Annotated in this window: 25 protein-coding genes; 1 reads left to right on the forward strand and 24 read right to left on the reverse strand. The window is 43.8% G+C overall.

Annotated elements, in window-relative coordinates; translation table 11 throughout:
* Window position 1: 1 nt before the first annotated feature.
* From ABS301_RS18800 to ABS301_RS18895, 20 genes are all read right to left on the reverse strand, one after another.
* Window positions 2–841 carry a GNAT family N-acetyltransferase gene (locus ABS301_RS18800; protein WP_349673673.1) on the reverse strand — a complete coding sequence of 280 codons (840 nt, stop codon included), beginning with the start codon at window positions 839–841 and terminating at the stop codon, window positions 2–4.
* Window positions 842–1,036: 195 nt separating this feature from the next.
* Complete coding sequence (locus tag ABS301_RS18805) at window positions 1,037–2,515, reverse strand: recombinase family protein (RefSeq protein ID WP_349673674.1); 1,479 nt, start codon at window positions 2,513–2,515, stop codon at window positions 1,037–1,039.
* Window positions 2,516–2,781: 266 nt separating this feature from the next.
* Window positions 2,782–3,777 (reverse strand): hypothetical protein, encoded by a 996-nt coding sequence (locus ABS301_RS18810; protein WP_349673675.1) that lies wholly within the window; start codon window positions 3,775–3,777, stop codon window positions 2,782–2,784.
* Window positions 3,743–4,183: a single-stranded DNA-binding protein gene (locus ABS301_RS18815; protein WP_349673676.1), complete on the reverse strand. Its 441-nt coding sequence runs from the start codon at window positions 4,181–4,183 to the stop codon at window positions 3,743–3,745. The genes ABS301_RS18810 and ABS301_RS18815 overlap by 35 nt, the downstream gene beginning before the upstream one ends.
* Before the next feature lie 454 nt (window positions 4,184–4,637).
* Window positions 4,638–5,612: an ABC transporter substrate-binding protein gene (locus ABS301_RS18820; protein WP_349673677.1), complete on the reverse strand. Its 975-nt coding sequence runs from the start codon at window positions 5,610–5,612 to the stop codon at window positions 4,638–4,640.
* Window positions 5,613–5,713: 101 nt separating this feature from the next.
* On the reverse strand, window positions 5,714–6,331 hold the full coding sequence (locus ABS301_RS18825) for a dihydroxyacetone kinase family protein (RefSeq protein ID WP_349673678.1): 618 nt from the start codon (window positions 6,329–6,331) through the stop codon (window positions 5,714–5,716).
* Between the two features lie 12 nt (window positions 6,332–6,343).
* The gene (locus ABS301_RS18830) at window positions 6,344–7,351 is read right to left on the reverse strand and encodes a dihydroxyacetone kinase subunit DhaK (RefSeq protein WP_349673679.1); all 1,008 of its coding nucleotides are present in this window, start codon (window positions 7,349–7,351) and stop codon (window positions 6,344–6,346) included.
* Window positions 7,352–7,365: 14 nt separating this feature from the next.
* Window positions 7,366–8,544 (reverse strand): iron-containing alcohol dehydrogenase, encoded by a 1,179-nt coding sequence (locus ABS301_RS18835; RefSeq protein ID WP_349673680.1) that lies wholly within the window; start codon window positions 8,542–8,544, stop codon window positions 7,366–7,368.
* Window positions 8,545–8,556: 12 nt separating this feature from the next.
* On the reverse strand, window positions 8,557–9,282 hold the full coding sequence (locus ABS301_RS18840) for a CoA-transferase subunit beta (protein WP_349673681.1): 726 nt from the start codon (window positions 9,280–9,282) through the stop codon (window positions 8,557–8,559).
* The gene (locus ABS301_RS18845; protein ID WP_349673682.1) at window positions 9,266–10,105 is read right to left on the reverse strand and encodes a CoA transferase subunit A; all 840 of its coding nucleotides are present in this window, start codon (window positions 10,103–10,105) and stop codon (window positions 9,266–9,268) included. Before ABS301_RS18845 ends, ABS301_RS18840 begins: the two co-directional genes overlap by 17 nt.
* A gap of 25 nt (window positions 10,106–10,130) precedes the next feature.
* Window positions 10,131–11,465: a CoA-disulfide reductase gene (locus ABS301_RS18850; protein WP_349673683.1), complete on the reverse strand. Its 1,335-nt coding sequence runs from the start codon at window positions 11,463–11,465 to the stop codon at window positions 10,131–10,133.
* Between the two features lie 13 nt (window positions 11,466–11,478).
* On the reverse strand, window positions 11,479–12,591 hold the full coding sequence (locus ABS301_RS18855) for an extracellular solute-binding protein (RefSeq protein ID WP_349673684.1): 1,113 nt from the start codon (window positions 12,589–12,591) through the stop codon (window positions 11,479–11,481).
* Window positions 12,592–12,610: 19 nt separating this feature from the next.
* Window positions 12,611–12,871, reverse strand: a complete 261-nt coding sequence (locus ABS301_RS18860; protein WP_349673685.1) for a EutN/CcmL family microcompartment protein — start codon at window positions 12,869–12,871, stop codon at window positions 12,611–12,613.
* Window positions 12,868–13,524 carry a phosphate propanoyltransferase gene (locus ABS301_RS18865; RefSeq protein ID WP_349673686.1) on the reverse strand — a complete coding sequence of 219 codons (657 nt, stop codon included), beginning with the start codon at window positions 13,522–13,524 and terminating at the stop codon, window positions 12,868–12,870. The genes ABS301_RS18860 and ABS301_RS18865 overlap by 4 nt, the downstream gene beginning before the upstream one ends.
* A gap of 14 nt (window positions 13,525–13,538) precedes the next feature.
* Window positions 13,539–13,838 (reverse strand): BMC domain-containing protein, encoded by a 300-nt coding sequence (locus tag ABS301_RS18870; protein WP_104439173.1) that lies wholly within the window; start codon window positions 13,836–13,838, stop codon window positions 13,539–13,541.
* The gene (locus ABS301_RS18875) at window positions 13,819–14,202 is read right to left on the reverse strand and encodes a BMC domain-containing protein (protein WP_349673687.1); all 384 of its coding nucleotides are present in this window, start codon (window positions 14,200–14,202) and stop codon (window positions 13,819–13,821) included. Before ABS301_RS18875 ends, ABS301_RS18870 begins: the two co-directional genes overlap by 20 nt.
* A gap of 33 nt (window positions 14,203–14,235) precedes the next feature.
* Window positions 14,236–14,514 carry a BMC domain-containing protein gene (locus tag ABS301_RS18880; RefSeq protein ID WP_104439175.1) on the reverse strand — a complete coding sequence of 93 codons (279 nt, stop codon included), beginning with the start codon at window positions 14,512–14,514 and terminating at the stop codon, window positions 14,236–14,238.
* A 15-nt stretch (window positions 14,515–14,529) separates the two neighbouring features.
* The gene (locus ABS301_RS18885) at window positions 14,530–14,859 is read right to left on the reverse strand and encodes a BMC domain-containing protein (protein WP_349673688.1); all 330 of its coding nucleotides are present in this window, start codon (window positions 14,857–14,859) and stop codon (window positions 14,530–14,532) included.
* A gap of 10 nt (window positions 14,860–14,869) precedes the next feature.
* Window positions 14,870–16,291: an aldehyde dehydrogenase family protein gene (locus tag ABS301_RS18890; RefSeq protein WP_349673689.1), complete on the reverse strand. Its 1,422-nt coding sequence runs from the start codon at window positions 16,289–16,291 to the stop codon at window positions 14,870–14,872.
* 9 nt (window positions 16,292–16,300) lie between these two features.
* Entirely contained in the window at window positions 16,301–17,281 is a 981-nt protein-coding gene (locus ABS301_RS18895) for a class II aldolase/adducin family protein (protein ID WP_349673690.1), read from the reverse strand.
* A 241-nt stretch (window positions 17,282–17,522) separates the two neighbouring features.
* Between ABS301_RS18895 and ABS301_RS18900 the strand changes: the two genes are divergently transcribed.
* On the forward strand, window positions 17,523–18,290 hold the full coding sequence (locus ABS301_RS18900; protein ID WP_349673691.1) for a DeoR/GlpR family DNA-binding transcription regulator: 768 nt from the start codon (window positions 17,523–17,525) through the stop codon (window positions 18,288–18,290).
* A 43-nt stretch (window positions 18,291–18,333) separates the two neighbouring features.
* On the opposite strand, the gene mtnA is transcribed toward ABS301_RS18900, so the two are convergent.
* Genes mtnA through ABS301_RS18920 form a run of 4 tightly spaced genes read right to left on the reverse strand, consistent with a single transcriptional unit; the run spans window position 18,334 to window position 23,260 of the window.
* Window positions 18,334–19,440, reverse strand: a complete 1,107-nt coding sequence (gene mtnA, locus ABS301_RS18905; protein ID WP_349673692.1) for an S-methyl-5-thioribose-1-phosphate isomerase — start codon at window positions 19,438–19,440, stop codon at window positions 18,334–18,336.
* Between the two features lie 20 nt (window positions 19,441–19,460).
* Window positions 19,461–20,690 carry an S-methyl-5-thioribose kinase gene (gene mtnK, locus ABS301_RS18910; RefSeq protein ID WP_349673693.1) on the reverse strand — a complete coding sequence of 410 codons (1,230 nt, stop codon included), beginning with the start codon at window positions 20,688–20,690 and terminating at the stop codon, window positions 19,461–19,463.
* A gap of 37 nt (window positions 20,691–20,727) precedes the next feature.
* Window positions 20,728–21,747: an ABC transporter permease gene (locus tag ABS301_RS18915; protein WP_349673694.1), complete on the reverse strand. Its 1,020-nt coding sequence runs from the start codon at window positions 21,745–21,747 to the stop codon at window positions 20,728–20,730.
* A 1-nt stretch (window position 21,748) separates the two neighbouring features.
* Window positions 21,749–23,260, reverse strand: a complete 1,512-nt coding sequence (locus ABS301_RS18920) for a sugar ABC transporter ATP-binding protein (RefSeq protein ID WP_349673695.1) — start codon at window positions 23,258–23,260, stop codon at window positions 21,749–21,751.
* Window positions 23,261–23,264 lie beyond the last annotated feature (4 nt).

The raw sequence follows: 23,264 nt of genomic DNA on the forward strand, positions 1-23,264 counted from the left end.
ATCAAATCTTATGCTCCATGCAAATGGAGTCCTCCATACCGGCATACTGACCATAATTTGGAATAATCTGATAACCTGCTTTTTTATACATCATATGAGCCGCTTCCAACAGCCGCCCTGTTTCCAGAACGCACCATTTGTAACCGTTAATTCTAGCCTTTGCCTCTAATCTTCGGATTACTTCCGCTCCCATCCCCATATGACGTTGTGACGGATCCACATAGACCCGCTTTATCTCCACATGATTTTCATCAAACCGTTTATATGCTCCGCATGCAACTGGTTCACCATTGTTGTATGCCACAATTACATCATGTATGCTGTCTCTCTGATTGAACTGGTGATACTTACTTCTTTGATATTGTTTTCCCACTATTTCATCAAGCGCCTGGTCCAGCTTTGTGCATAGCATCACAAAATCAGGATCTTCTCCATCTGTATCCTTAAATTCAATCTTTGACAGATTGCTAAGTTTATCTTTCGCCTTTTTACTGAACTTACTTATTAAAGAATCATATGCCTCATCAATCATCTGAAACAGAAACTCCTGATCTGAAAATGCATCTAAATCAATGGTATTCCAATGGGGCTGTTGAACGGGAGGGCAATGGTATCCTCTTACTATTACCCCCGGGTAGAGCTGACGATAGAGATATGCTTTTTCCGGTTCACATTTTAAGGTGATTTTATAAAAATTCTCCTGGGGGTTAAGCTGGGCGAATATTTTCCCCATGACCTTGTAACAGATTGGATATTCTCCAAATGGCCTGGCTTCATAGGCACCAAGATGACTGAGACAGTATTCTTTTATGGCTTCGATTATTTTTATATGATTTTCCATAGTACCTCCCGTTTTCAATCTTTTACACTATAATATCATATTTTTTAAAAATATATAATTGATTTATCTCATAGTTTTTTAATTTATCTGCAATAAAAAAGGCTTTGTTCATAAAATTGCGAACAAAACCTTTTTTAACTTAACTTTAAATTTATTTCCGTTCTGCACGCCTGCACGCAATCATCCCATAAGCGATCACACTTTCCATTTAAGACTGATATAATCTTCCCTGACCACCACTGTTTCCAGATAAGAAAAAGCTACAGCCCGTTTGTCTTCTTTACTTAACTGAGAAAATATAATCTTTTCCGGATATACGGATTCATAGGCTAACCGTTCTTTCTCTTCCAACAGTTTTTTCTTTTTCTCCGAAAGTTCTTCCAGTTCTTTATTAACGTAATCCACTGTCAGTGGGCTGACTGTTTTTGTCTTCAAAACCTGCATTAAATTTCCAACTGCTTCCTCAATCCGGATCAGTTCCAGTTCCAGTTCATTGGTTCCATTGTTGGTCTCGATGGGAGCAGGTTTGCATCTGTCAAGAAGTTTCTGCAGTTCCGATTGTACAGAACCCTCAATCTGTTCAATTCTCATCTGAGGTTTTAAATCACAATCCAGAAAATCCTTTCCGCGGCACCTTATGGTACGGACTGTTTCCCCATCTGATTTACGCTTGTATTTACGAACCATAATTGCTCTGCCGCAGTCTGCACATTTTAACAGTCCCGTCAGCCAGCTGTTGCGGGGCCCGTCATTGGAAGCTACCTTCTCATTGGTATCCAGTTTTCTCTGGCAGCGAAGCCATAGCTCAGAATTAATATATCCAGGCCAGTTCCCAATGGCAAAGGTGGCCTCCCTGGAATCCAAAGCATCTTTTGTCACCGCTCCTTTTTTTCCTACCAGCATACCACCGTGCTCCCCATTAAAGTCAGAAAGGGAATTAATCATGTTTACTCCCAGTTTTTTAAAGTATGTGTAAACGGCATGATCACATTTCACACTGGCTGGATTTCGAAGTACCCGCCCGATGGAGCAGGCTGACCATTTCTGGCTGTTTGGTCCAGGTAATTGTCTGGTTGCCATCATTCGTCTGATATCCCCCAGACTGGTGGTGGGATAAGCGTAAACCTTCATAATCTCTTCCAGGATCTTTATGTTATCCTCTAATTTTAATGAAGACACCTTTTTATCTCCCTGAGTGACTGTTGTATTGCTGTAACCATAGGGGGCGGGACCTCCTGGCCATCGCCCCAGTTCAATCCTGTCATAATAATTATCATAGACTCTTCTTGATATCTGCTCACGCTCCATCTGGGCAAACACAGCCATAATAAATATCATTGCTTTTCCTATGGGAGTGGAGGTATCAAAATTTTCCGTAACAGAAATAAACTCAACCTTATATTTGCTCATGTATTCCCAGGTATTGGTAAAATCCAGAAGCGACCTGGTAAACCGGTCAAGTTTGTAAACAAGAATCCGGTTAATCGTACCCGTCTTTATATCATTTAACAATTTAAGAAATTCCGGTCTGTGTACCACGTCTTTCCCTGATATCCCTCTGTCTATGTATAATCTGGGTTCACCAATTGCCATACTTCTGGCAAAACTTAATTGGGTCTCAATGGAGAGGCTGTCTTTTTTATCAATTGACTGTCTGGCATAAATCGCATCCATATGGCTTTATTACTTTCCCTTCTTTATATGAACCATTTGCTCTTTTACTAAAAGAGAACCATTTTTTTCGGATTGTGATTTATGAAAAAAAACTAATTGAAGCTCTTCATATACCTTCTGCACATGATTCTCCCGGTCCTGAATGGTTTTATAGACGGGATAAATATTTTCCACTCTCATGCAGTACGAATTCACCTCATTTATGTAATTGCTTGTTTCAATATATGTCAGCCATTGATATTTAATCCACATAGACAGGCTTCTTTTTAATCCAATTGCGAGTCAGGCTCAGATTCAGATTCCGCCTTTTTTTTCTTCTTATGCAGAATCAGTATGACGATCAGCAGCAATAGTAATACTGTCATTGTAATGGTTATTGTAATCATATATCTTACTATCTTTTGGTATCCATCCCATGCCTGGCGTTCATAAGCGGCAGTCTCACTGTTTTTATCAATTAGCGGATCTGTCTGGTCTTCGGTCCTGTCCTCCTCATAAATCCCTCGGTAAATCTGGGCCTGCACAGGCGGAACTGTGACCTCCCCACCATATACAGCTCTGATATTTTTAACCAGCTTCCTCCCTTGCGCCTGAGCGTTACGGACCATATTCCCATTTCGCTCTACCGGTTCTCCAGTCCAGACAATACCCGTTATTTGATAATAGTCCCCAGGGAGATTTAAATACTTCAAAAATTCTTCTGCATAGTCTGTTAGCGGTACACCGTTGGGGATTTCTCTATTCCCCAGTAAATAGGTATCTTCCTGATAACCGGAAACCTCTATGGGAAATGTAAAATCGTAGTCCCAGTAGAAACATTCTTCCACCTGAGAAACTACAGGCAGTTCTACGGTCTGTTTCAGCTTCAAATCTTCATTTACTACCTGAACCCATGCCGTTTCCGGCATACGGTCAATATACTCCACTCCTTCATATAAAATCGAGGATTCCGAATATTCAGTTTTTTCTTCTGTAAAAATATCTAAAATCTCACTGTTGGTTAAATGATATTTTTTTCCCTCTTTCATTACAGTTTCCAAAGGTGCATATTCTTTGGCACTGCCCACAAACGCTGGGGAATCAACTGTTAAAACATCGCCCGACCTGATATCTTTTCTTATTTCAATGGATTTTTCTGCCCCGTATGACAGAACAGGACCAGTTATTAAGGACAGGAAGATTAAAAATACGGTGTTGATTATAAAATGTTTAGCTGTCATAGCCAATTTAGTTAAACGGCAAATCCGGATCATCAATTCCATCAGGAATATTCATAAATCCATCTCCCATTGCACCGGAAGGCTCGGGCCTTGGTACCTGACTTTCTCCTGATGTAAAGTTCTTACTGTCAGCAAACTCCTGCTCATCCACAATTACTTCAAATGTGTAAACCTTTATGCCATCTTTGTTTATATAGCTTCCGGTCTGTATCCTTCCGGACACCAGCACCCGCATTCCCTGGCGGAAATATTTTTCTGCAAATTCTCCTGTCTTATCGAATGATACGCAGTTAATGAAATCAGCCGTTGGCTCAGTGCTGTCCTGGTTCCTGCGTCCTCGGCGGTCAACAGCAAGTGTATATCTGGCAATTGCCATTGTACGTTCTCCTTGTGAATATCTCACTTCCGGATCTCTTGTCAGCCTTCCCATTAAAAATACCCGATTCATTTTTTCCTCCATTCTTCCCCTGTCCGAATTTGGCAGAGGAGATACTTTTGTTATTTAGTTGTTTCTCTTATATTAATAGTTCCTGTTCAAATCATCTCATTCATTTCGTTGATTGACCTGGTACCTCCTCTCAAAAAGAATTATTGATTTTTTGTAAATGCACACAACAACATGGGGAAATTGAAATAGAATACACAAAAAAAATAGAAAAATAGTCATTTAGAATAATGATCATTACAATAAGATAAAAAGCAAATAATACGTTTAAAGGGAAATTAATTTAAATACTAAAAATTTAGAAAAATAATATAATCATAGAAATGAATTTAGATTTTAACAATTTCATCCTATCAGATAAATTATATTTAGTAAAGACCTTTTATAAAAAATCTCAGCAAAAAATCCTCAGAGCAACATATCTGCCCTGAGGATTTGAGTGCCTTCACCCTTTACTTTAACGGGACTTCCCTTCCACTGTCTTCAGTAAAGAATCCATAATAAAATCCATTTGTGCGTTCATGGACGTAATATCGCTGAACCAGAACATTCCGCTGGAGTTTTGCACCAGTCGACCTTCCCTGACTGCCGGAAGGCTCTCCCACACCTCCACACCGTTCAGCTCAGCTATCCTCTCATCAGAAAATATGTAATCTCCTACATAATCCTTAAGGGTCTCATAGGAAATATCTATGAAATTCACCCCCTCTTGATCCATAACCTCTTTCTGGATTCTCTCCGGTGCTTTTAAACCTAAGTATTGATAAATGATCTCGCCGCCTCGTCCATAATTATCGCCAAAGGCCCTTAATATTCCCTTTGTCTGGTTTTCCAGAAGTATAACATTCTTATCCGCCAGTCCCTTTTCAGAAAGCTGTTTCTTAGATTCTTCTGCCTTTTTCTCAAAGTCTGACATAATCTTCTCTGCCTTTTCCGGTACTCCAAATACCTCTCCGAAAAATGCAAGCCTGTCCTTTACTTCCATATCGTAATAATTTCTTGCCAGAGTTGGTGCAATCTTTGCCAGGCTCTCATAATCATCTGTGTTGTTCCAGATAATAAGATCAGGATCCAGCTCCATAATAGCTTCCGGATTTAACTCAAAAGCATCCACAACAGTAATGTCTCCCAGCTCTTGTTCAAATACAGCGTCGTCGTTAAAGGAGGTGCCTACCGGGTGAATCCCAAGTGCAAGTAAATCCCCCTGGAAGAATGCAACTACCACCCGCTTTGGATTGGCCGGTATTTCTACATCTCCATATTCCATCTTAATGACTCTAGTGTCTTTGCCTGCAGTCGTCTCTTCGGCTTGTTCGGTAACCTTTGAACCAGCTTCGGGAGCTGCTCCTTTATTTGCTGCTCCGCAGGCAGTAAGCAGTAAAGCAGATAACGCTGCAGCTGCCAGTATACTTTTTCTCTTGTATTTACTCATGATATGAGTACCTCCCGTCTTTAGTAAGTCTCAACTAACTGGAGTTAGTATATCATAAATATATATCTTTGTACAGGTTAGAGAAAAGTTCCTTCCCAGATTTATCTATTGGCAGCTGCCTTCATAATCAGAGCACCCACGGCGGCCCCCGGATCCTTTAATACCCGGGAAGCTTCCCCTCTTGTTGCCGCCCTGCCATGAACCGCAACCATAGTCGTGGTATTTTCAAATCCTGCCCACGCGGCATCGGCTGCCTCCTGGAAGGCCATCTCAAGAGAAATACCAGCATTTAAGCCAGCTGCCAGCGCGTCTATTCCAGGCAGAAATCCATCCAGAAAAGTTTTCTCTCCTGGTTTTGCCTTACCAAGATCAGCAACTCCGTCCTGATATGCCTGAAACAGAGAAACAACATCCTGATCCGTAAGTTCCGTTTTTCCCTTTAAAACTTTTCCTGCACGCATAAGACCCGCAGCCATTAATGTCCCCATGGTTGAGGGAACCTTATTGCCCATGGTTTTACCTGCCTTGTAAAGCAGTTTTCCAAGATCCGGCTCCATTCCATCAGATACCGAATCATAGGCAGAACGGAACCCGTCAGACATGGTTAAGCCTAAATCACTGTCTCCCACTACACTGTCAAGTTCTATGAGATAATCCCGGTTTATTTCCATTATTTTGCTGATCCTGCCCAGCATGGCAATCAGTTCCTGCTGATTCATATTATTCTCCATTCATTTCTGCTTAAAAAACGGCGTATCTGCCGGGGCATCCAGATAACCTTTCAGCTCTTCATCCAGTTTTAAAAGAGAGATGGATAAACCCGCCATTTCAATTGAAGTAACATATTCTCCCACATAGCAGCGATGAACCCGGATATTCTTTTCTTTTAGTATCTGATGAACCTTTCTTGCTACAATGTACTGCTCATCCAGTGGTGTTGCCCCCAGACCATTTACAAGAACTGCCGTTTCATCCCCTGGTTCATAAGAAATATCGCTTAAGATTTTATCAACCATTTCCTCTGCAATCTGATCTGCAGATTCCATTTTTCCCCGGCGGATTCCTGGCTCTCCATGGATCCCCATACCTAATTCCATCTCGTCCTCAGCAATCTCAAATCCAGGATGACCCACTCTTGGTACCGTACAGGGTGTCAGCGCAACTCCCATAGTTCTTACATTTGAAGCTGCCTTTTCTGCAATCCGCTTTACTTCCGAAAGATCTTTTCTTAAGGCCGCTGCTGCACCCGCGCATTTATACACGAAGAAGATTCCTGCAACTCCTCTTCTGGTATTCTTCCCTCCATCTTTTGCTGGCGGAGAGGCAACATCTTCTCCGGCAACCACCTGTTCCACGCGAATTCCTTCTTCCATGTCCGCCATCTCAGCAGCCATATCAAAATTAAAAATATCCCCGTTATAATTTCCGTAAATATAAAGGACTCCAGCCCCTGCGTCTATCCGCTTTGTCACTTCCAGCATCTGATTGGCGCCTGGCGACTGAAACACATCTCCTACGCAGCAGCCATCTAACATCCCATCTCCAACATAGCCTAGAAACAAAGGAAGATGTCCGGATCCGCCTCCTGTGGCAATTCCAACCTTCCCTGCTGTCTTTTGGGTCGTTACCAGACAACGAAGATCATTTCCTGTAAAGGTAAGTTGATCTGGGTGTGTCAGATAGATTCCTTCCAGCATTTCATTTACATAATTTTCCGGATCATTCATTAACTTTTTCATTCTTTCGCCCTCTCCTATTTTGATGAAATCCCATAATAAGCGTTTACATATACCCCAATAATTTCTTCCTTTGATGGTTGAAACGGATTGTCGTCCATACAGGCGTCAGCCATTGCAAAGTCAGCCAGCTCGCCAAAAGCACCGGGATCCACAGAAAGCTCACTTAAGCATTCTTCCAGTCCGATTGCTTTTGACAGTTTTCTGATCCAGAAAACCGCCTCCTTTACAGCCTGTTCCCCTGACATGGTCTCTGCTCCCTCTATGCCCAGGCTTTGTGCCACTTTCTTATAACGCTCAGCAATGTTTTTATTACTTCCATTGAATTCCATTACATAGGGTAATAGAATGGCATTGCAGACACCATGGGGAAGGTTGAACCGCCCCCCCAGAGAATGTGCCATGGCATGAACCATCCCAAGCCCCGCGTTGGAAAACGCCATTCCCGCGCTGTATTCTGCATAAGCCATCATTTCTCTGGCAGTTTCATTTCCTCCGTCTTTTACGGCTTGGGAAAGATAGCGGCTGATAACCCCGATTGCCCAAAGGGCATCTTTATCTGTAAAAGGTGTACACCGTTTTGAAACTGCCGCCTCAATTGCATGTGTCATTGCATCCATTCCAGTAGATGCTGTCAGATTTTTGGGCATGCTCATCATAAAGTCAATATCATTGACAGCGATACTCACCATACAATTGGTGTCCACCATACACATTTTTGTGTGCTTGTCCGGATTGGTTACAATATAGAATGATGTGACTTCTGAACCTGTTCCGGCCGTTGTATTTACTGCCACAACAGGTATTCCAGGTCTGTCAGATTGATTTATTCCCTCGTAATCTTCAATCCGCCCGCCGTTTTCCAGTACAATGCTGACTGCCTTGGCTGTGTCAATGGCGGATCCGCCGCCAACCGCAGTCAGAAAATCAACGTTTAAAGCTTTTGCTGCTTCCAGACATTCATTAATTACTGCCACTGCAGGATTGGGCTGCACCAGATAATAGACCGCATACTCGATTCCTGCTTCCAGTAAAAATAGCCCCACTTTATCCGCAGCTCCGCTCTTAAACAGAAACTGATCTGTTACAATGAGTCCCCGTTTCAAACCTCTTTTTTTAAGTTCCGCAGGCAGCATTCCAATGGATCCCCTTCCAAAAAAACTGGTTGCAACTGCATTCACTCTTAAAAGCCCCATAGTAAATTCTCCCTAAAATTCTATATTTCTGAAATCACCCGGGTCGATCCGTTTTAATACAGAAAGCTCATTTTTAGTTGGAGACGGGGTGATTGCGATTCGTGAGTATTTAACAGGAAATCCGGTGTTATCCTGTACTTCCTTAAGAGATGAAGTTTCGTGTATGGTATCCAGAACCAGTTCTCCATTTTCCATTTTAAAGATGCAAAGAGGAGTTACAATCCGGTCTACATTTCCTTTTGTTGTAATGAAATCCACCTGGTTTACAAAGGTCCGTTTATCATGCTTTGTTCTCCAGATAACAGCCCGCTTTGCAGTCGGTATCAGGACTGCACTTCCTGCACCTCCCGGAAGCCTGACTTTTGGTTTCTGATAATTACCAATGACTGACGCATTCACATTGCCTCTCATATCAAACTGGACACCGCTTAAAAATGCCATATCAAGCCCTCCTCTCATTGATAAGTCAAATACCTCCATAAGAGGAAAGCAGGATTTTGCACCATCTAACAGCTCACTGCCTGCACTGGTATATTTTTTAAGCTTTCTGGGGGACGGATCGACTCCTCCCGGTATGTTTAAATGCACAGCATGGGGAGCATGGAGTTCCTTAGCAAGGAGCACCGCAATCATTGGCATATGGGAAGACACTCCGTGAAATACTTTATCTCCATCCTGAATCATGCGTGCCATTGCGCACACCATAATATCACAGATCCGGTTATCTCTTTCCATCATTTTTACCTCCCCAGCCTCTGCGGTCCGCCTTTTCATATGCTGAAAGATAAACGGCCAGACCCTCCTGGTCCTTAATCTCTTTAAATATACCAATACCTTTTGCATCAATATCATAGCTCCCCGCGCAGGAACAGGGGGCAGCACCTTTTGCTGCATGAACCACTCCACCAACCAGAAAATGAGGAATGTCCGCTTTTTTTGTACCGCTGGAAAATAAAGAACCAGGAACGATATGTTCTGCTGTAAGAATCACACTTTTTGCAGCTCTGGAAAGCAGGACATCTTCAAACTGCGGACCTGCAATTCTTGCATTACCGTCTTCATCTGCTTCCTGAACATGAATCACTGCCACATCCGGACGAATTGCTTTCACTACCGTAACCATTTCATTGGTAAACGGATCCTGTATCCTGGTAAAATAATCATTTTCTTCAATTAAATCGCTGACTGTCAGACCTTTTACCGGCATAAAACCAATTCCATAGCTGGCTGCCCGAAGTGCAGAAATAACGGTATAGCAGGCATGCTCATTTCCTTTTACCCGCCCGCTTTCCACTGCCTTTCTGTAATGCATTGCCAGTGAAAACTCACTTTCATAGCTGATAAACCCGGCATCTACGCTGGTTACGCATTCTCCCAGGCACAGCATATCCACATCCATTGCGCCCGCAGTTTTCACCAGTTTTAAATTACGCTTTCTCTGACGTACCAGTTCTCTGATAAAAGCCATAGGCGCGCGGTGAAGCACATTCCCGCCAATTCCCAGAACTGACCCGTCACTGACCAGGGCTGCCGCTTCCTGCATTGATATTATTTTGCTCATGAACTCCCCTTTCCAGCCTGTTCCCCTACTTAGCCGCATTACATGCAATCTGTATGGCATCCCAGACGCCTGCAAACGGAGGCGCATAAATAAGGTCCGTCATTCCCAATTCTTTCGTTGTCATCTTGCAGTGAATGGCCACGGCAAATACATCCGCCCGGAGAACTGCCCCTTTTTCTCCGCAGGTCTGGGCACCAAGAATACGTTTGGTTCCCTTTTCATAGATCAGCTTAATTGTAATAGGCGTAGGATCAGGATAGTAAGCCGGATGATCATTCACGGTAACAAGCAGCGTATTATAATCCACAGAGAGGCGTTTCGCATCGGCTTCGCTCATGCCGGTCCGTCCCAGTTCCAGCCCGCATACTTTAACAGCCGCAGAGCCCAGTGCTCCCTGGAATACTTCACTGCCTCCTGCCAGATTTGTTCCGGCGATTCTTCCGCATTTATTTGCAACCGTTCCAAGAGCCAGATAGCTGTTTTCATTTAGAACTTCATGATAGACCAGAATACAGTCACCTGCTGCATAAATATCAGGTATGGATGTTCTCATTTCCCTGTCTACGATTATTGCTCCGTTTTTTCCTCTTTCTATTCCGGTATCCTTTAGAAATTCTGTACTGGGTCTTATGCCAGCTGCCACAATCACTAAATCTGCATCATAGCTTCCTTTATTCGTAATCACGCGATTGATATACAATCCGTCGCCTTCAAACGCCTCCACCTTTTCATTGACATGAAGCTTTATCCCCTGCTTTAACAGTTCCTCCTGGGCGAGCACAGTCATTTCTTCATCAAACGACGCCAGAATTCTGGAGGCCGTTTCTATCATGCGTACGTTTTTACCTATATGTAAAAAAGCCTCGGCGCATTCTACACCAATGTAGCCCCCTCCTACGATAACTACATTCCGGATCTTTTCCATTTTGGAATATTCCTTTAAAAAGATGCCGTCTTCCATATTCTTTAATGCATGGACTCCCATCAGCTCTCTGCCGGGAAAAGGAGGAATTACTGCCTCTGCCCCCACGGCAATCATCAGCTTATCATAAGCGTCCTCAAACTCTCTGCCGGATTCCAGATCCCTTACCATAATCTGTTTTTTCCCAGCATCAACTCTTATCACCTCATGCCTTAAAAACGTTTCTATCCCCATCTTGTCAAAGGCCTTGCGGCTGCGGGCAATCATTTTTCTGTAATCCTCGTTAAAGTCTCCCACATAATAAGGCAGCCCGCACGCACCATAGGAAAGGAATCCGCCCTTTTCGTATACGGTTATCTGAATATCAGAATTCATCCTGCGTATCTTGGATGCGGCACTCATGCCTGCCGCTACTCCTCCAATTATAATAATCTTCATAAATTGTCCCCCATCAGGTTATATCAGCTATTTCCCGCTCTGCTGATTCCATTGCTTCCCTGGCTGATAATTCTCCTGTAAAAGCCTGGTAGATTTTTTGATAAAGGATTGCATTTTTATCCCCTGACCGGTTTATATGAGGGAGAGGTCCTGCAGACTCAATCATCATTTTCTGCACCGGAAACCATGGAGCGTTACCTTTCTGATAGCTTGATTCTCTTACAGGAGCACCGCTTAGCCTTCCTGTTTTACAGTCAATTACAGAAGAACGAAGATATCTTAAAAAATCGCTGGCAGCTTCCCGTTTCCTGCTTTCTGAGCAGATGGCAAAGGACCACGTCACATTCCAAGCCGTTGAAAATGTACTGAAGCCTAAATCCTCCGGCTCCAGACATCCATTCTCCCATACAGCTCCAAGCTGCCCGCTCCAAGTTACTGCCATGACAGCCTTTTTCTTTCGGATTGCATCAGCAATTTCTTCATTTGCAAAGTGTTCCGTACCTGCCAGTGCATATGACTTACATTCACAGTAAGACTGAAGCCCTCTTATGGCCTTTTCATCTCCACAGATTGGATTTCCTTCTGAATCATAAGCATCTCCTCCATACATGCGAAGAAAAGGAAGTGCATCGGTAAATATTTCTGAGGAATCTGCCTTCATTGCCACGGCCTTTCTCCCATATACTGCCGCTAAAGCTTTTGCCGTATCCAGGTATTCCTGTGGCGTGATGACAGGTTCCAGTTCCTTTCCAAGCACCTTATTAATCAGACTCTTACGGTACACAATCATATGACCGTCACAGAAAGAAGGTGATAAGTATGCCTTGTCCTGATAGCTCATTTCCCTGACAATGGCAGGAAGGATATCCTCCTCTTCCAGCTCAAGTTCTGCCAGATAGCCCTTTTTTACAAAATCAGACAGCCATAAATGACCCGCTACCATAATAATGTCATAATCACCGCTTCCGGTAAGGGATTCCATCATTTTGTCATAATACTCTGACCACGGTACAATTTGAAATTCCACGTTTTCCTTATATCCGTCCAGAATCCCCAATTTCTTATCCAGATAACCATTTACTGCCGGATCTGCAACTGCTAGAACCTTTAATATCTCCTGCTCCATATTAACTCCCTCCCTCTGTTTATTTCCCCAATTGAGGAGGTGCATCTACAATACCCACAACAAAAGCATCAACTGGTGCTGATCGGTCAAGGGCAAACTGGGTCGTATTGTCCGTGGTTACCAGCACCAGTTCCCCGATTCCGGCTCCCATGGTATCAGCCGCCACAAATATATTCTTTTTTTCTCCGTAATACGGTTCCACTAAAAGGAGCTTAAACCCCACCAGATTTCTGCACTTTCTTGTGGAAACCACAGTCCCCATAATTGTTCCTAATATCATCTGGCATCATCCTTTCTAATGGTGACCCACTGCCCCTGTCTGAGCAAAAATGCATTGGCATCATCTGTATCTACATGTAAATCAAGACGGCTCTCACTGGTAATCCGGACAAGAACCCGTCCAAGCACTCCTGCTTTTTCTCCGGGAACCAGCACATTCACCCGATCCCCATCTGATACGCCAAACCAGCTGGCCTCTTCCGGGGTCATATGGATGTGACGGTCGGCAATGATAACACCCTCTTTTAAAGAGACTTCTCCCACAGGGCCCTTAAGCAGGATTCCCGGAGTTTCCTTTAAATCTCCGGAAGTCCTGACAGGAGGCTTAATGCCCAGGATTCTGCAGTCACTCAACGCCATCTCAACCTGACTTTGTTTCCTTTCGGGACCCAGAATCCGGACTTTCTTAATGAACCCTTTGGGACCGCAGACCTCAACCTGTTCTTTGCATGCAAACTGTCCAGGCTGGCTTAATAATTTTTCTGGTGTCAGCTGATATCCTGCTCCAAACAGTGTTTCCACGTGATCTCTTGATAAATGTACATGTCTTGCCGATATGCCAACCGGAACCTGATAGGGATCAGTACTTAACCGGTTCCAGTGTTCCAGAACCATTTCTGTTATTTTCTGTATCAGTTCTTCCCTGTTATCCATCAGACACTGATTCCTTATTTAATCAGCGGGATAATTCCTGCTATGGAATTATGGGGTCTTGGAATTACATGAACAGCCACCAGTTCTCCCACTCTGGAAGCAGCCTCTTCGCCTGCTTCTACCGCTGCTTTGACCGCTCCCACATCTCCCTGTACCATAACGGTTACCAGACCTGAGCCAATCTTTTCTGTTCCCACCATTTCAACATCTGCTGCTTTTAACATGGCATCTGCCGCTTCAATGGATGCGGTCAGACCTCTTGTTTCAACCATTCCCAGTGCCAGCATACCCTTCTTAACCGATATCTCTGCCATTTCCTTCTCCTCCTGTTTTATCTTCATTTTCATGTTCCTTACCTGTCTCAGTTTTTGATTCTTCCTCATGTCTGTCTATCATATTTAGCAGTTTCCACACCTCATGATGCGGGTTATTAATGGAGACACATACTTTTATGTTGCTCTCGCCCACGATCCGACCGGAATCTCTGGCCGCTTCCATTGCCGCATAAACTGCTGATGTCTCGCCTGCCAGCACAGTATGGCACATCCTGCCGCCCAGTGTCTTATGACAGCTTACAAGTTCCACCTGCGCCGCTTTCAGCGCCTGATCAACCACAAAAACTGTATTGGCGTAATAATTTATTTCCAGTACTCCTATGGCGTTTCCGTTTCTTTTCATGATAACCCACCTTTTCTGCCGGAACTATTATCACTATTTTGCTTTTGGCAGAATTTTGTCTATATCCTGATGTGGTCTGGGAATCACATGGACAGCTACCAGCTCTCCGATTCTGGAAGCCGCCGCTTCCCCTGCTTCGGTAGCCGCCTTAACTGCTCCGACTTCTCCGGTTACAATAACGGTCACCAGCCCGGAACCGATCTTTTCCGTTCCCACCAGTTCCACGTCTGCCGCCTTCAACATTGCATCTGCTGCTTCTATGGAGGCAATTAATCCCCTTGTTTCAACTAAACCGATTGATGTGGATGCCATACCATTCTACCTCCTCTAATTATTTATATTTTCTTCCGTGAATGTTACCTTTGTTATGCGGGCCAGTTCTTTTGTTCCTTCGTACGGCCTTTCGATCATCCGGACCAGGACTTGTTCCGGGCTGTTAAGTTCAAGCGCTGCCCGCCTTGCTGCTTCACAGGCTTCCTTTACATCATCCACCCCACCCTCAAATTTCACCTGGGCAGTAAGAGGGATAAATGCTGCTGCATCCTTGGGATTTATGGTATCGATGCCAATGATTTTCACGTCTGCAGCCTTGCACGCTTTATCCATGGCATACAAAACCGCTCCATATCCTGCACACTCCAAAAAGCCAATTGCCATATGTACCTCCTTAAATGATCCTTAAGCCGCCTTCTGCCAGCATACATCTGCGTCTTCTGGTAAAGCTTTTCGCACAGGTGAGACCTTCACCCGTAGGACCTGCGATTGTCATTGTGGTATGTCCTTCTCCCCCGATACCCACACCTCTTAGCGTAGCTCCGTTCTTTGTAAAGATCGTGGTTTCGATCTCCTTTGCAAATCTGGTCATGTTCTCCACATTCCTGGAAAACATGGATGCAGTATGGCGGTTTCCTGATTCTGCCGCTTTTGCGCTTTCCATACATTCCTCAAAGGTGTTTAAACGGACAATGGGAAGAACCGGCATCAGCTGCTCTACCATGACAAAGGGGTGATTCCGGTCTGTCTCACAAATCAGAAGACGTACATTCTTATCACAGTGTATTCCAATTGCATGAAGGAACAAAGCTGCATCCTTTCCAACCCATTTTTTATTTACTTCATAAGTGCCGTCCTTCTCAATCATGGCAAGTTTTAAAATCTCCTGCAGCTGATCTTTTTGAAGCAAAAATGCCCCTTCCTGCTGCAGCTGGAAAATAAGTTCCTCGGCAGCCTGCTCCATGACAAAGACTTCTTTCTCTGCCAGGCATAAAATATTATTATCAAAAGAGGCGCCCCGGTAAATCTCCCTGGCTGCCAGCTTTATATCTGCGGTATCATCTACGATAACAGGCGGATTGCCTGCACCCGCTCCAATCGTCTTCTTGCCAGACCGTAACAGCGCATTCACCATCCCCATTCCTCCGGTTCCAACCATCAGACGGACTCTTGGATCAGAGGTCATAATATTAACCGCTTCCATGTCGGGTTCTCTTTGCATGGTAATAAGATTTGCTGGCCCGCCGCTTTCCACAATTGCCTGATGAAGCAGCTTCAGGCAATGAGCACAGCAACGTCTGGCACCTGGATGAACATTAAACACAACCGAATTGCCCCCGGCAATCATGCTGATCGTATTGTTAATAATGGTCTCTGTAGGGTTTGTAGACGGTGTAATCGCTCCAATAACTCCAAACGGAGCGTATTCTTCTATCATAAGGCCGTTGTCCCCCGAGATTGCCTCTGTTGTCAGGCATTCCACTCCCGGTGTCCTTTCAATGACTGCCAGATGCTTCTGAAGCTTATCTTCCACGCGGCCCATACCGGTTTCTTCCTGCACCATGGCTGCCAGTGATTGGGCGTGTTTTCCTGCAACGGATCGGATCGCCTCAATAATCCTTCTCCTGTCTTCTACCTTATAATGATTGATCCAATCCCGCTGAGCGTTGTAAGCCGCCTCAATTGCGTCCTCCACCCGGTCAAATACTCCGTTGTCGCTCGGGGAAGGAATCACAGAAGGCGTCGGACTTTTCTTATCCAGCCCTGCAAGCACTTCTCTTACGATCAGTTCAATCTCCCTTGTCCCAATTTCCATTTTTTCCTCCTAGTTAAACTGCCCCATGACTCTTCTGACAACCTCAGCAATAATTTCATCCTTTGCCTTGCTCAAATGCTCTGTCTCTTTCTTTTCCACCGTTTCTTTTGGTATAGAAGAAATTCCACAAGAACATCCCCCTTCTTTAAGAGGGGAAGACTGCCCAGGTTTCACAAGCGGGGTTACACCTTTTAATTCATGAACCGGCGGATTAAGTGGAGCCTGAATCGGCGAAGCTGGCCAGGCTGGCCGGATATCGGAAGAAGTAATTACATCTCTCATATTGGTTTCCTGTAAGGAACAGGGTGGAATTCCGCCTGCAGTAATGCCCAGTTTTTGCCGGATATCAAGCAGTTTATTTACCTGGTCACAGGAAAGTACGTTCTGACGGCCGATGATATTCCCTGTATACATCAATATGGTTGCATAATATTCAATGGACTCCAGTCGGTAAAATGCCTGAAAAATATCTTTCCCCCAGGTTAATGCTCCATGATTTGCAAGGAGTACTCCATTGTGGGTATTTACAAACGGTGCAATGGAATCAGGAACTTCTTCCGTACCGGGTGTTGCATATTTTGCAATGGGAATGGAGCCAAGCCCCAATACTGCTTCCGTCAAAACAGCCGCATCCAGACTGATACCTGCAATGGCAAAGCTGGTTGCCACCAGAGGATGGGCGTGTGTAACTGCCTGTACATCCGGATTTTCCTGATAGACCCTTAAATGCATCTTTACTTCTGATGAGGGTTTTGAGTTGCCCATAAGTACCCTGCCGTTTAAATCCATCTTTACAAGCATTTCCTGTTTCATAAATCCCTTGGATACGCCGGTGGGTGTTGTCCAGATCGTATTCGGTCCCACCTTACAGCTTATGTTTCCATCATTGGAAGCCACAAAGCCTTTGTCATACATACGCTTGCCAATATCCAAAATTGCCTTTTTGGCTTCAAAATCAGACATGTATTTCACGCCCTGAACTGTCATCATAACGATCCCTCCAAAGTTCAAACGACTGGATACATGGCTTGTCTGAACTTGTCAATTTTTGCTGTATTTTAGCAAATTTATATTTGTTTTTATGTGTTTTATTTTGTTTTGTTTTTATTTTGATCATTTTTTCTTTACATTTAGTCAAAAAAAATATACAATATACATATATGTCACTGTATTCTTATGGTTTCATACTGCATTTCAAAAAATTTGTTCGCAGAAAGAAAGGAACATGCCTATGTTAGCAGTAACAAGGAAAGCCAAAATCAAAGATATTATATTAGAAAAGAAAAGCGTTACAGTAACGGAATTATCTAAAATATTTTCCGTAACCGAGGAAACGATACGCCGAGATTTAAAGCAGCTGGAAGACGACGGTTTCCTTACCAGAACTTACGGAGGTGCATTCATACAGGACGGGGTGGAGAACAATGTAGAGCTTACCATAAGGGAAACCGCATATATGGAGAGTAAGAAGTCCATTGCTAAAAAATGCCTCTCATTGATACATAACGGCGATTCCATCTTTTTAGATGCCTCCACAACCGCTCTCCAGATTGCCCGCGAGCTTCAGGGAATGCGCCTGACCGTGGTTACCAATTCCCTTCTCATTATCAATGAGCTTCAGGATAAAGAAGATATACGTCTTATAACCCTGGGAGGCTCCTATGCGCCAAGAGATAAGGCATTTGTCGGCAATACAGCAATCCGGAATTTGGAGTCTTTCTATCTGGATAAAACCTTTATGTCCTGCAGAAGCATATCCATGGAACACGGAATCACCGATTCCAACGAATCAATTGCAGCCATACGGCAGACTCTGCTTACACGCAGCAATTATATCTATCTGGTAGCGGACCATTCCAAATTCAATAAAACCTCTTTCATCACCATATCTGGCTTTGATGCAATTACCGGATTGATCACCGACAAAAATCTTGACAGCCAGTGGACCGAGTATCTGACTAAATATAATGTCACCCTGTATGAGGCCATCGACGCCTAACCCGGTCTATCAGGAGGATGTCCCTTAAAGTAAGGCATCCTCTTTACCGTGACTCACCTTTTAACGCTTCCTGCTTCCTTCTGAATATCTCTTTCAGCGACTCACTATATGGCTCTCTTGCGATTCCATACTCCGTCACAATTCCTGCAATTAAATCATGATCCGTCACATCAAATGCAGGATTAAAAACCTTCACTCCTTCGGGAGCCATTGGTTTTTCATACCACATCTCCACCACTTCCGCTGCAGGACGTTCTTCAATGTGGATTTCCTTACCAGTCGGTGTATTTAAATCAATTGTAGAGGTCGGTGCGCAGATATACATGGGCACGCCGTAGCGTTTCGCAGCCAGTGCCACCATGGAAGTTCCGATTTTGTTCGCAGTATCTCCATTGGCCGCCACTCTGTCACACCCTACAAACACTGCATTGACCCATCCCTTACGCATAACAGAAGCGGACATATTATCACAGATAACGGTTACATCAAGTCCGGATTCCTTTAACTCAAAGGATGTCAGTCTAGCTCCCTGGAGCAACGGCCTGGTTTCGTCTGAGAAAATGCGGAAGTGATATCCCCGTTCCTGTCCCAGATACATGGGTGCCGTTGCAGTACCATACTTTACAGTGGCAAGCTGCCCTGCATTGCAGTGCGTCAGCAGACCATCTCCTGGTTTTACAAGGGTAAGACCATATTCTCCAATCGTCTTACACACCCAGATATCCTCTTCTCTTATTTTTACAGCCTCTTTATGCAATTCCTCTACGATCTCAGAAACAGACTTGTTTTTATTGTCTAAAACAATTCCTTCCATTCGTTTTAAAGCCCAGGAAAGATTCACAGCCGTCGGACGGGCTGAATCAAGATAATCCTTTGCTTTCCTGAATTTCTGTAAAAACTCTTCAAAATCAGAAGCCTCAATCTCTCTTGCTGCCAGATAAATGCCAATTGCTGCCGCCACTCCGATTGCAGGCGCCCCTCTTACTTTAAGAAGATAAATGGCGCTCCAGATATCCTCCTGTTTTGTTAATGAAAGAATTTCCGTGTTATACGGAAGCTGTGTCTGATCTATAATAACCAGGGCATGGTTTTCTTCATCAAGTGCCACTGTGTCATAATCCATAATGGATTTCTTTTTGTCTTCACTCATGTTTTTGCCTTTCCCGTCTTTTATGATTGGTACTTACCTACTGCCTCTTTAATCGCTGTTAAATAGTCTGCACCACAGCGGAAGGTATCCCGGTTCATAATATATTTTTTGGCCAGCGTGACCACAATTCGCTCTGCTCTGGTACGTTTTGTTTCATCCGGAATGGTTGTAATATCAATTACATTGGCCATGCCCACAATCCGGCGGATTGATTCCAGTCCGGCAACGCCTGCTGTATCAGAAAGGATCCGCTCCAGATACCACGCTTTAAATCCCGGTACTTTTGCCATACGGTCAGTGGCATATTCATCAAATACCTGATTATATTTTTCAATAAAAAGATCCACCACATCGGAAATGGTCTGAAGGCACCATGTACAGAACTCTGCTTTCTTTTCTTCATCAGAAATGACAGCATCTCCATTGCACCATGCAAAGAATATATTTGCTATTACATTGCCGATATCGTAACCCATTGGTCCAAAAAATGCGAATTCCGGATCAAAAATGAATGTGTGCTCTTTATTAATAAAAACAGATCCTGTATGCAGATCTCCATGAATCAGCGACTGTGCATGATTCATAAATTCAAATTTCAGTTTTGAAGCTTCCAAATGCAGTGCCTGATCCTCGTAGAGCTCTTCCCTTACAAAATCCAGATTGGGTGAGAATACATTGTTTCTGTGGTTATAGTCAATAAAAGGTTCGCTGTACACCAGATCTTCGCTGATCTCACATAAATCTGGATTGATAAAGCTCTTTACCAGTTCCTTTTTTTCCTTATGCCCCATTACCACATCCGTGGTTCGCAAAAGGGAATTTACCATAAATGTGGTCACATGATCTGCAAACAGAGGGTAAATTTCATGATTGATCAGGCCGGTACGCATCATGGTATGTCCGGTCATATCTTCCATGATCATGGCGCACATCACACCATCGTAAAGATAAACCTTAGGAACCAGTCCCGGCGCGTACATCTCCTGAATGCCCAGAATCTTAGCCTCTATTCTTCCTCTGTCCGTGGAAATATGCATATCAGCAGAAATTCGAAGAGCCTCGCCTGCCTGTTTTACAATTATTGATTTACCGCTTTTTCCATCCTTTACCCGAAATACATAGTTTAAGTTTCCGTCACCAATTTCCTTACATTCCAGCTCGGCTCCTTTGTCAAAATAGGAAAGCTTTTCCCGTACGTAATCTGGAACTTCTGGTGCCTTCATTAAAAAATAACTGTCGTATTTAGACATTTTTGTCACCTTCCCCGTTCATTTTATAATTCTCTGCTTAGTTTGCATTCTTTGTTTTTCCGCTGGCATAGGTCATGGCAAGTGCAATTGCCAGAACTGCGCCCTTAATTATGTTCATTGCATAATACGGAACGGACATCATAATAAGTCCATTTTCCAGCATACCTACTAAAACCGCCCCTGCAAACGTTCCAAAAGCATTGGCCTTACCAGCCCCTAATACGGAAAAGCCAATATAAGCTGCGCATACAGACGGCATTAAATATGCATCTCCGGCAGAGATCTGTGCTGTTCCCACACGTGCTGCCAGGCAGATGCCGCCAATGGAAGCAAAGGTTGCTGACAGAAAATAGGCCAGAATCTTATACCTTGCCACAGGAATTCCCGAAAGCTCGGCTGCCTCAGGGTTACCTCCTACCGCATACATATATCTGCCATGCTTTGTAAAATTCAGAAAGAAATAAGCAAACAGCACGACACAAACCATGATGATAATCAGCCACGGTTCTTTTCCCAAAGCCCTGAATGCCTCGGGAACAAGACCTGGCGCCTGAGTTCCATCCGCCCTGGTCATGCGCTCCGTAATGGCGCCGCCCTTTGAATAAGTCATGGAAACACCCTGATACATAAACATAACGGAAAGTGCAGCAACCATATCTGGTATCTTAAACTTAACAATCAGAATGCTGTTAATCACCGCAACGCTTAAACAGATTAAGACGGTAAGAATTATCGAAACGCCGATGTTGATGTTATGCCATACAAAACAGGTCATTACAAATACATTTGCCAGCTGCGCCGTAGCTCCTATGGAAAGATCCATTCCATTAACCGCCAGTGCAAAAGTTAGACCAATCGCAATAATTGTAGTAATCGACACGGCACGTAAAATTGTGATCATATTGGATTGAGTCAGAAACATGCTTGTCCCCGTATCCTTACTCCAGTTACCAAACGTAAACAGAATAAACAGGATTACCATTGTTGCAATCGTACCCCATCTTGTTATAAAATCCCCTAAATTACCTTTCTTTTTTACCTTCTCTGCCCCAGACATATCATTTACCTCCCGTCGAATAATAAAGCAGTTCCTTCTCATCCGTATCCGCTGCTTTTAGCTCCCTGATGATCTCTCCGTCATACATGACATAGATCCGGTCACAGATACTTAATATTTCCTGAAATTCGCAGGTTGCATAGATGATGCCTTTCCTTTTGGCAGCTAGTCCTTCAATCAGCTCATACATATCCTGTTTGGCACCTACATCAATTCCCTTTGTGGGCTCATCGAAAATATAAACTTCCGAATCTTTATTCAACCACTTTCCAACTACTACCTTCTGCTGATTTCCTCCGGATAAAAGAGAAACCACCTGGTTTTCAGACGGTGTCTTGATCCCAAGATCACGGATCATACTTCTTGCATCCTCTTTCTCCCGTTTTTTATTGACAACCGATAATTTGTTGGTATATTTCTCCATAGCCGCCACGGAAATGTTGGATACTACCGTATCTGAGATTAAAACGCCTTCCTTCCTGCGTTCCTCCGGAACCAGAGCCAGACCGTTTTTTACCGCCTGTGTGGGACCTTTCGCACGGATTACTTTTCCCCGGAGCTTCATAGTACCGCTTTTAAGCTGATAGGCAGAAAACAACGTCTTACATAGCTCTGTCTTTCCGGCTCCTACCAGACCTGCCACACCTACGATTTCCCCTTCACGTACGGTTATGGTTATATTCTTCACCTTGCCGTCTTTCTCGGTAAGGTCCTCTATTTCAAGGAGCGGTTCCCCAATTTTACATGCTTTTTTAATATAATTATCCTCATAGCAGCGTCCCAGCATATATTCCACCAGGGTATTTACCTCCAGTTCTTTCGTAAGAGGCAGATTTGTTACCAGCATACCGTCTCTCATGATGGTGATGCTTTCACAAATTTCGTATAGCTCACTCAGCCTGTGAGAAATAAATACCACACCAACATTTTCTTTTGCTAATTCCCGGACAACACGGAACAATTCCAGTGTCTCGGAATTAGAAAGAGGCGCTGTAGGTTCATCTAATATGAGAAAACGGCACTTTTCCACCACACACCGTGCAATTAAAACCATCTGCTTTTGTGCAAGTGTCAGCGCAGATACCGGCTTATTAATATCAACTGCCACATTTAACTTTTCAAGTACTGCTTTTGCCGCCCGTTTGATTTCCTTCCAATGTACAATCTGTTTTTTTCCCATTTTATTGACCAGGGTGTTAAACATCACATTTTCAGCAACAGTCAGATATGGGATTAAAGCTGTGTCAACCTCCTGAAACACAATTTCTATTCCCAGATTTTTTGCATCTTTGGGGCACCGGATTTCCACCGGTTCCCCTCCGACACTGATTTGTCCTGTATAATGTGTGTTAACACCGGCAAGCACTTTCATCAGCGTAGACTTGCCGGCACCATTGGCTCCAACGAGCGCATGAATGCTGCCACTTGTCAAACTAAAATCAACTCCATTTAAAGCCTTAACCCCTGGAAACTCTATGGATATATCCTTCATTTCAAGCTTTATCTCGTTCATGACG

Origin of the sequence: Lacrimispora sp. (genome assembly GCF_031982545.1) — a bacterium.
Classification (GTDB): domain Bacteria; phylum Bacillota; class Clostridia; order Lachnospirales; family Lachnospiraceae; genus Lacrimispora.